Annotated in this window: 7 protein-coding genes and 1 tRNA gene; 6 read left to right on the forward strand and 2 right to left on the reverse strand. The window is 60.6% G+C overall.

Translation table 11 applies throughout. The annotated features are described in order from the left end of the window. Positions 1-69 precede the first annotated feature (69 nt). The 4 genes from HY30_RS03455 to HY30_RS03470 are packed head-to-tail and all read left to right on the forward strand — an operon-like array spanning position 70 to position 4,594. Positions 70-1,821 carry a class I adenylate-forming enzyme family protein gene (locus tag HY30_RS03455; protein WP_034737120.1) on the forward strand — a complete coding sequence of 584 codons (1,752 nt, stop codon included), beginning with the start codon at positions 70-72 and terminating at the stop codon, positions 1,819-1,821. Further along, complete coding sequence (locus HY30_RS03460) at positions 1,818-2,480, forward strand: DUF938 domain-containing protein (protein WP_034737122.1); 663 nt, start codon at positions 1,818-1,820, stop codon at positions 2,478-2,480. The genes HY30_RS03455 and HY30_RS03460 overlap by 4 nt, the downstream gene beginning before the upstream one ends. A 59-nt stretch (positions 2,481-2,539) precedes the next feature. Beyond that, positions 2,540-3,655: a dipeptidase gene (locus HY30_RS03465; RefSeq protein WP_081812033.1), complete on the forward strand. Its 1,116-nt coding sequence runs from the start codon at positions 2,540-2,542 to the stop codon at positions 3,653-3,655. Between the two features lie 39 nt (positions 3,656-3,694). Next, positions 3,695-4,594 carry a 5'-nucleotidase, lipoprotein e(P4) family gene (locus tag HY30_RS03470; protein ID WP_034737174.1) on the forward strand — a complete coding sequence of 300 codons (900 nt, stop codon included), beginning with the start codon at positions 3,695-3,697 and terminating at the stop codon, positions 4,592-4,594. Positions 4,595-4,597: 3 nt separating this feature from the next. Here HY30_RS03470 and metG read toward each other — a convergent pair whose 3' ends face one another. Together metG and HY30_RS03480 are read right to left on the reverse strand one after the other, a co-directional pair. Then, positions 4,598-6,334, reverse strand: a complete 1,737-nt coding sequence (metG, locus tag HY30_RS03475) for a methionine--tRNA ligase (RefSeq protein ID WP_034737124.1) — start codon at positions 6,332-6,334, stop codon at positions 4,598-4,600. A gap of 243 nt (positions 6,335-6,577) precedes the next feature. Then, positions 6,578-7,051 carry an OmpA family protein gene (locus HY30_RS03480; protein ID WP_034737125.1) on the reverse strand — a complete coding sequence of 158 codons (474 nt, stop codon included), beginning with the start codon at positions 7,049-7,051 and terminating at the stop codon, positions 6,578-6,580. Between the two features lie 206 nt (positions 7,052-7,257). Between HY30_RS03480 and HY30_RS03485 the strand changes: the two genes are divergently transcribed. Beyond that, positions 7,258-7,872: a GNAT family N-acetyltransferase gene (locus HY30_RS03485; RefSeq protein WP_051614756.1), complete on the forward strand. Its 615-nt coding sequence runs from the start codon at positions 7,258-7,260 to the stop codon at positions 7,870-7,872. 67 nt (positions 7,873-7,939) lie between these two features. Beyond that, a tRNA-Thr gene (locus tag HY30_RS03490) sits at positions 7,940-8,015 on the forward strand. The last annotated feature ends 11 nt before the right edge of the window (positions 8,016-8,026 follow it).

Genomic DNA, 8,026 nt, shown 5'->3' on the forward strand with positions numbered 1-8,026 from the left:
AGGGTACTTTAAACCCCTCAAGGGGCGTGGTTTCTGTGTTTCAGAGAAGAAATCACCGGAGGATACCGAATGCCTGCAGATAGCGCTGCGCCCGCCTGGCCTGTCATGTCCATAGCGGATGCCAATGCCGCGCTAGGCGGCCCGGGCTCCCCCCTGGAAATCAGGGATGGCGAAGTCGACGGCGTGAAGATGAAGGTCTACGTCAACGCGCCGCCAACAATCCGCTCGATCCTCGAGATGGCCGCAGCCACATGGCCCGAGCGCGACTATGTCGTTTACGAGGATGAGCGCGTCACCTTCAAGGGCATGATGCGCGCCGTCCAGCATTTCGCGAAAGTGCTGCGTGAGACTTATGGCATCGAGAAGGGCGACCGGGTTGCAATTATCATGCGCAACTATCCGCAATGGCCGGTGGCTTTCTTTGCGGCCTGCAGCATCGGCGCCATCGCGACGCCGATGAACTCTTGGTGGACCGGCGACGAACTCGAATACGGCCTGTCCTTTGCCGGCGTGAAGCTCGCCGTTGTTGACGGCCAGATCTATGAGCGCATGCGCGAGCATATGAAGAAGCTGCCGGAACTGGAGCATGTCATCATCGCTCGCGACAAGGGCGAGGACCATGCCGATCCGCGCGTGAAGGGCCTCGAGACTTATATTGGCGATGCCAATAGCTGGGGGGAGCTGGATGATATCGGCCTCCCTGCTGTCGAGATCGGTCCGGAAGACGATGCGACGATCATGTACACGTCGGGGACGACCGGAAAGCCAAAGGGCGCCTTGGCAACGAACCGCGCGGTCATTTCCAACATGTTCAATTCATCAACCTGTCAGGCGCGCATGCTGCTGCGGCGTGGCGAGGCAATTCCGGAACCCGACCCGAACGAGCAGAAGGCCACGCTGCTGGCCATTCCGTTCTTCCATGCGACCGGCTCGTTCGCGATCCTGATCCCGTCCATGCTGCGTGGTGACAAGATTGTCGCGATGTACAAGTGGGATGCTGGCGAAGCGCTGCCGATCATCGAGCGCGAGAAGATTACGGCGGTAGGCGGCGTTCCGGCTATCGCATGGCAATTATTGGAACATCCGGACCGGGACAAGTATGACCTGTCATCGATCCAGGCGATCTCATATGGCGGCGCACCGTCTGCGCCGGAACTGGTCAGCACGATCAAGAAGCGCTTTCCTGATGCGGCCCCCGGCAATGGCTGGGGCATGACCGAGACCTGCGCCACGGCAACGCTGAATATCGGCGAGGATTATGTGAACCGTCCGTCGAGCGCCGGCGCGCCTCCCGGCGCTGTCGAACTGAAGATCTGCGATCCGGATGGCAACACGATGCCCGCTGGCGAGGTTGGCGAACTGTGGTGCAAGAGTCCGTCGAACTGCAAGCGTTACTGGAACCGGCCTGAAGCAACCGCCGAAACATTCCGCGACGGTTGGGTCGTGACGGGTGACCTCGCGCGCATTGATGAAGAGGGTTTCCTCTTCCTCGTCGACCGCGCGAAGGACATGCTGATACGGGGCGGAGAGAACATTTACTGTATCGAAGTCGAGAGCGCGCTCTACGATCATCCGGCAGTAATGGACGCGGCTGTGGTTGGTATTCCGCACAAGGTGCTGGGCGAGGAAGTTGGCGCCGTGGTGCAGCTGAAGCCGGGCAAGACGGTGACGCAGGATGAGCTGCGGGCACATGTCGCGGGAATTCTGGCGGCGTTCAAAGTGCCGGTCGAGATCCAGTTCCAGGATGAGCCCCTACCACGCAATGCCAACGGGAAGATCCTGAAACCTGAACTGCGTAGCCGGTTTACGGCGCGCGCGTGAGCGAGACGCCGCCCAAGCCTGTTGCGCTGGAAGCTCGCGAGGCTGGCGAGGACGGGCGGCGCTTTTCGCCATCGGTTGCCCGCAATCGCGAGCCGATCCGGGACGCATTTGCCGAGCACGTTGCGCGCGAGGGACGCGTGCTGGAGATTGCGTCCGGCACCGGCGAGCATGGCGCGTTCCTGACGGAGGCACTGACAGGCCTCGACTGGACCTACTCTGACGTGGATGCGGCCAGCCGGGACAGCCAGGCCGCCTGGGTCGCGGCGGCGGAACATGATCGGCTGCACGGGCCACTGGTGCTGGATGCAAGCCTTGCCGACTGGGGCGAGGCGGAGGCGGAGCGGCCATGGGACGTCGTGGTCTCCATCAACATGGTGCACATTGCGCCGATGAGCGCCGTGGAGGGCCTGTTTGCTGGCGCGGGCAGACTTCTTAAGCCCGGCGGGCGGTTGTTTCTCTATGGGCCTTTCGGGCGCGACGGGGTCATGGCGCCGTCCAATGCGCGTTTCAGCGAAGACCTGAAACGACGGGATATGGAATGGGGCGTTCGCGATCTCGAGATGGAGCTGCTGCCGCTCGCGTCGCTGGCGGACATGATCCTGCAGGAAATTATCGAGATGCCCGCGAACAATCTCGCTGTCGTGTTCGAGCGCACGTGATTGACAGAGTGTGCGGCGCGGAACGTACATGGGCCGCGTTAAATAGACAGGTAGCCTACATGACTTTTTCGAGACGGAATGTTCTTCAGGTTGGGGCAGGCTTTTCTGCCATTGGTCTTCTTGGCGCATGTGCGGGGCGTACAGCGCTGGCAGGTGCACCAGCCGAACATCGTCGTATGATGATCAATGGCAATATGGTCATTCCCGGCAATTCTGATGAACCACTGAGCGATGAGGACAAGGCCCTTATTCGTTCAACGGGTATAACCGCGCTCAAGATTACGGCTGGCGGAAGCCAGGGCACCTATGATGAGACTCTGGAAGAGCTGGGCGCCTACGCGAAAGTATTCGCGAACAATCCTGATGTGTTCATGAAGATCGACTCTGCGGCGGATATCGAGACCGCTTTTGCGACGGAGCGGGTTGGTATCATCCTGGGATTTGAGGCCTCGACGATGCATGAGGGCAAGACCGAACGGATTGCGGAGTTTGCAGGGCGTGGTGTGCGGATCATGCAGCTTTCGTACAACGTGGCTTCTCCGTTCGGTACGGGCGTGATGGTGACGGAAGGTCCAAAGGGCCTGACTGCGCTTGGCCGCGAAGCGATTGCGGTGATGGAGGCGAACAGGGTGTTGCTCGATCTCAGCCATTCGGACCGGGAGACGACCCTCGAAGCCATCAAGGCATCAAGCCACGCCCCGGCGATAACACATGCAGGGTGTGCGGCGGTAAATTCTCATCCACGCAACAAGACGGATGACGTTCTGCGCGCGCTTGCCGGGAAGGGCGGCGTGGTTGGCCTTTACGAGCTGAGCTATCTGACGCCAGATCTGACGCAGACGCCCCTTTCAGCCTATATGGCGCATCTTGAGCATGCGCTGAACATGTGCGGCGAAGACCATGTCGGCATTGGCAGCGACGCGCTCATGCTGGCCTTCGACACGAGCCCTGAAAGCAAGGCGGCGTGGGACGAGTCCATTACTGCGCGTCGCGAGGCGGGCGTAGCGGCGCCGGGTGAGGGGCCGATGCCCTTTGTTGAGGGGCTGAACGGCCCGCAGCGCATGTCCATGATCGCCGACAGGCTGGCGCTGCTGGGTTACAAGTCCGGTGTTGTCGACAAGGTGATGGGCCGTAACTTCGAACGCGTGATGAAGCAGGCGTGGGCGACAATCTAGCAGATGGACTTTCGGGCGTTCCCGATTGAAATACGCGGCATGAAACAGATCATGAGTGTTGCCTTCGTGGCGTTGCTGGCCGCTTGCCAGACCGCGCCAGTCCAGACGCCTGCCGATGTCGTGCCCGTCGTGGCGGCTGCTGCGCCGGAGCCCACAGCGGGCCAGCAATGGTTGTTCGGATCAGCCGAGGCGAGCGTTGTGATGCGCCAGGCATGGGCAACGATTGCAGACTATGTCGAGGCAAAGGCGGCTGAGGCGCCGACATATGGTGTTGTGCTGACGCCGGATAGCTCGCCTGTGCAGCCGGGTTTCCTGGCGTGTGAAGGCAAACCGCTCGCCGCCGTGTTTGACGCCGACGAGACGCTGATCTGGAACCTCGGATCCATGGCGGCCTTCGGCCGTATGGGCATCGGCTTTGACCCGGCCATCTGGGACGAATGGGAGAAGACCGGTGCGGGCAAGGCGGTGGCCATTCCGGGCGCGCTGGAGGCTCTGGCGCGCATCCGTGAGGCCGGTGTCACGGTGATCGTCAACACGAATCGCGCGGCAGAGAATGCCGCCGGGACCGAAGCGACTCTGAAAGCCGCCGGTATTGGTGAGTTTTCCCATGGCTCGACGCTGTTCCTGCGTGGCGATGCGCCGGACGGATCCGGCAAGGACGGCCGGCGCATGATGATCTCGGAGAATTATTGCGTGATCGCACTGGTCGGTGACCAGTTGGGCGACATTGCAGATCCGTTCAACGAGAAGACATTGAGCGTGATGGACCGGAAAGTGCTGACCGAAGCGCCTGCGATTACAGACCTGTGGGGTAATGGCTGGTTCGTGTTGCCAAACCCCGTCTACGGCCCGTCGATCCGGGGCGATTTTGACGACATATATCCTGAAGCAACACACTGGGTACCGTCTGCGGCGAGCGAACTACCCGCCGCCAACTGAGGCTCAGTTGCCGCCGCCGAACTGCTCGGTCCATGCGGCGACCTGCTCGTCTTCGATCTTCTGGAAGAGGACATCTGGCGGCGTGATCGGCATGCCATGGGGCAGGGCATCCAGCAGCTTTGCGAAATCCGTGTCCGGCTTGGCGCCGGGCAGGTTACGGTGCTCTTCCGGGATGCCAAGGGCATCAAGGATTTTCTTGCCGGCATCCGGAATGATCGGCAGGGCGAGAATGCCGAAAAGGGCGGCGAGGTTCAGGCCTGCGCGCACCCCGACAGCGGCCGCATCGAAATCATTCTTGTACTTCACCCATGGCTCGGCCTTGGTGAGGTATTCGTTGCCTGCCGCCCAGATGGCGCGTGTTTCGGCAGCGGCCTTGCGGAACTCCATGGCTTCATAATGTTCGATCAGGCGGGGCAGGCGCTCGGCCAGCTCGGCTGTCATCCACGCCTCTGCGTCGCCCTGCTCGCCTGCGGCGGGCACCTGGCCGTCAAATTTGCTGGCAGCATACTTGGTGATGCGGTTGACGAAATTGCCGAGCACGTTGGCGAGGTCGGAGTTAACGGCGGCCTGGAAGCCTTCCCATGTGAAGGCTGCATCGGAGCCTTCCGGCGAATTGGCGATCAGGTACCAGCGCCAATAGTCTGACGGGAGCAGCTCTAGCGCCTGGTCCATGAAGACGCCGCGCTTGTTGCTGGTCGAGAACTTGCCACCATACCAGGTGACCCAATTGAAGGCCTTGAGCTTGTCGACCGTCTTCCATGGCTCGCCGCTTCCGAGCAGCGTGACCGGGAAACTGACCGTGTGGAAGGCGACATTGTCCTTGCCCATGAACTGGACATACTCAGTCTCATCGGCGCCCTTGTCGGTGCGCCAGAGGGCTTCCCAATCACCGCCTGTGGCTTCGGCCCATTCCTGTGTCGCGGCGATATATTCGATCGGTGCATCGAACCAGACATAGAAGACCTTGTCCTCATACCCGGGCCGAGGCGCGCCGTCCGGGCCGAGCACTTTGATGCCCCATGAAAGGTCACGCGTGATAGAGCGGGCGATGAGGCCCTCGTCCAGCCACTTGTTGGCAATCGAGACGGCGAGGCTTGGCCAGTTGGCGCCTTTCTTGTTCACCCATGCGCGGATCTCGTCCTGCGACTTCTCCTGCAGCAGATAGAGATGGTTGGTGTCGCGGATCTCGATATTGGTTCCGCCGGAGACGGCAGAATAGGGATTGATCAGGTCGACGGGGTCGAGCAGGTTTCCGCAATTATCGCATTGGTCTCCGCGCGCCTTTTCGAAGCCGCAGTGCGGGCATGTGCCTTCAACATAGCGATCGGGCAGGAAGCGGCCGTCATCGACCGAATAGACCTGCTTCGACGTGCGTTCCTCGATCAGGCCCCGCGCCTCCAGCGCCTGCGCGAAGTGCTGTGTCAGGGCATGGTTGGCCGGGCGGGATGAGCGGCCGAACCAGTCGAAGGACAGGTTGAAGCCTTCGCCAGCCTTGCGCTGGATCTCGAACTGTTCGTCGCAATAGGCCTGCACGGTCATGCCAGCGGCCTGTGCGGCCAGTTCGGCGGGCGTACCATGTTCGTCGGTGGCGCAGATATAAGTCACATCGTTGCCCATCAGGCGCATCACACGAGCATAGACGTCGGCTGGCAGCATGGAGCCTGCGAGGTTGCCGAGGTGTTTGATGCCGTTGATATAGGGCAGAGCGGAGGTGATCAGAATGCGCCGGGGTCGCGACATGAGGGTATTTCTTTCCGGTTTTGCCTCTGAGGAGGCGTGAATCGGGCTGCATGCCCGCTGAAACGGGACTTTTAGCGTGATGAGCCGGAAAAGAAAGAAACTTGGGCGGAATTGGGCAGTTGCGGCGTCAGTCTTGGCGCGAGCACCAAAAAAAGCCCCGAACCGTCAAGCGACCGGTCCGGGGCAGTGTTTGCACAGAGGGGAGCGGTGAGGCACCCTCCGTGCCAGCCAAATGAATGGGTACTAGAGGCCGTAGCCGGGCTGCGCCGTCAGAACGATGTCGACGCGGCGTGCCAGTGGGGCGTTGGTGCCTGCAGGCATGGCCACATCGACCTTGGGTGAGATATCAGTGTGGACTTCACGTGCCTGGATGCCGCGGGCGTTGAAGGCATCCAGAACAGCTTGAGCTCGGGCTTCCGACAGGTCGGCCAGATCTTCGTCGTCATGGGCTTCTTCAGACACGACTTCAGCATTGATTTCAGTTACAGCGCACCCGGCGAGCCGGTCGCTGGCCGCATTCACTGCACGCATCGAATAAGAGGAGAGCATGGATTCATAGGCCGAGAAATAAACGGACATACTGACATCTTCACAGGACTTGGCGTGAGATATGTCGGCCGGTTGGGTCGGCGGAGCAGGCGCCACCTCGGCAAAGGCCGGGGCCTGCATAACGGCGGCGACAGTCAAACCGGCGAGGGCGATCATCGAGCGTTTCATAGTGTATTCCTTCATGCACTTATCGTTGTTGGTACTGGATCTACGCATGAAATGGGGCCGAAACGTGCAAGCCGTTGGGCGAATGGGGCGGTTGCAAGGTGATTGCGAGAATTTGGTCTGCCACCGAAATGATAGCGCAATCAGAAAATGCGGTCAGGCTGCCGCAGGGGCATTGCTTTCTAATGCTGCGGTGCAACATATGGCGCATGGACAACCGGGCGATCTATACGAGCCTCAAGACAGGCAAGCGCATCTATCTGAGGCCCATCCGGCCGCAGGACAGCCTGCGTATACGCGATACAATCGCGAACCTGTCAGAGCAGTCGAGATATTATCGCTTCTTTTCAGGGATGAAGAAGGTGCCGGAGCCTGTGTTACAGCGCCTTGTCGCTGTGGACGGCGTCAACCATCTTGCCTGGGGCGCGCTGGATCTTGGTGAGCATGACCTGCCTGCCATCGGCGTGATTCGCGTGGTGCGGGATCCCGAATCGGGCGTTGCAGAGCTTGCCATCGCCACATTGGACGCTTTCCACAATACCGGACTTGCGCGCATCCTGATGGCCGTGATCATCTGTGACTGCCTGCAAGCAGGGATCGACACGATGCAGGCGAATGTGCTTGCCGAGAACAAGAAGGCGCGCGCGCTTTTCAAGACATTTGGCGGTGTCTGCACCCATTCAGACGGTGCCTACCTGACCTACACGCTGGATGTCGCAAAGATGGACGCCCTGATTCACGGTGTCGACATACCCGAAGCCGTCAGCGATGTGTTCCACGCTTTTGACCGGTTCAATGCCTATAAGCCCCGTTTGGCCGGCTAAGTCAGCGCGTCGCATAAACCTGACTTGCGCCCGCGCGCTGATCGAAGTAGTGACACCCTCTCCAGCCGCCGGTTTAGCTCAGCTGGTAGAGCATCTGATTTGTAATCAGAGGGTCGGGAGTTCGAGTCTCTCAACCGGCACCACTGGAAACAAG

This window comes from Hyphomonas chukchiensis (assembly GCF_000682695.1).
Classification (GTDB): domain Bacteria; phylum Pseudomonadota; class Alphaproteobacteria; order Caulobacterales; family Hyphomonadaceae; genus Hyphomonas; species Hyphomonas chukchiensis.

Coding starts and splice junctions, on each gene's coding strand:
- HY30_RS03455 (WP_034737120.1), top strand. CDS start 70: ATGCCTGCAGATAGCGCTGCGCCCGCCTGGCCTGTCATGTCCATAGCG.
- HY30_RS03465 (WP_081812033.1), top strand. CDS start 2,540: ATGACTTTTTCGAGACGGAATGTTCTTCAGGTTGGGGCAGGCTTTTCT.
- HY30_RS03470 (WP_034737174.1), top strand. CDS start 3,695: ATGAAACAGATCATGAGTGTTGCCTTCGTGGCGTTGCTGGCCGCTTGC.
- metG (WP_034737124.1), bottom strand. CDS start 6,334: ATGTCGCGACCCCGGCGCATTCTGATCACCTCCGCTCTGCCCTATATC.
- HY30_RS03480 (WP_034737125.1), bottom strand. CDS start 7,051: ATGAAACGCTCGATGATCGCCCTCGCCGGTTTGACTGTCGCCGCCGTT.
- HY30_RS03485 (WP_051614756.1), top strand. CDS start 7,258: ATGGACAACCGGGCGATCTATACGAGCCTCAAGACAGGCAAGCGCATC.